Origin of the sequence: Streptomyces sp. SID3343, from assembly GCF_009865215.1 — a bacterium.
In the GTDB taxonomy this organism is placed as follows: domain Bacteria; phylum Actinomycetota; class Actinomycetes; order Streptomycetales; family Streptomycetaceae; genus Embleya.
Map to the genome: position 1 here is coordinate 1 of NZ_WWJX01000755.1, position 532 is coordinate 532.

Annotated in this window: 1 protein-coding gene; it reads left to right on the forward strand. The window is 69.5% G+C overall.

Going from position 1 to position 532, the window contains the following annotated elements; all coding sequences use genetic code 11:
- Window positions 1-125 precede the first annotated feature (125 nt).
- On the forward strand, window positions 126-532 hold a 407-nt coding region (locus GT354_RS23010), incomplete at its 3' end, for a glycosyltransferase (RefSeq protein WP_346012134.1).

The following is a 532-nucleotide window of genomic DNA, read 5'->3' on the forward strand; positions in this document are numbered from 1 at the left end:
CGGAGTTCCATTATGTCCGAATTTGCCTTAGATTCGATGGTTAGTCAGGCGGACCGCACGCCCTTTTGTAAGCAAGAGCGCGTGCGGGCCTTCACATCGAATTGGAGAGTCTCATCCCCGGCGCTGTGCGTGAGTACGTCCTGGCCCACCAGCACGGCATCCTGTGGGGTGCCGCCGTGCTCTCCTTCGGGCTGCTCGTCTACATGGTGCTCGTGTTCGGCCGCTTCCTGATCTACTGGGCCGGCACCCGGCACGCCTTCCGCCACGACACGCCGGCCGCGCCCGGCGACCCCGCCGCCTTCGCCTGGCACCTGGTGATCCCGTGCCGCGACGAGGAGGCGGTGGTCGCCCAGACCCTCGCCGAGCTGAGGCGTTCCGCTCCCCAGGCGCACCTGTGGGTGGTCGACGACGACAGCACGGACCGCACGCGCGAACTGGTCCTGGCCGCCGCCGCGCACGACGAGCGCATCCACCTCGTCCAGCGCCGCCGCCCCGACGCGCGGATCGGCAAGGGGGCCGCGCTCAACGCCGC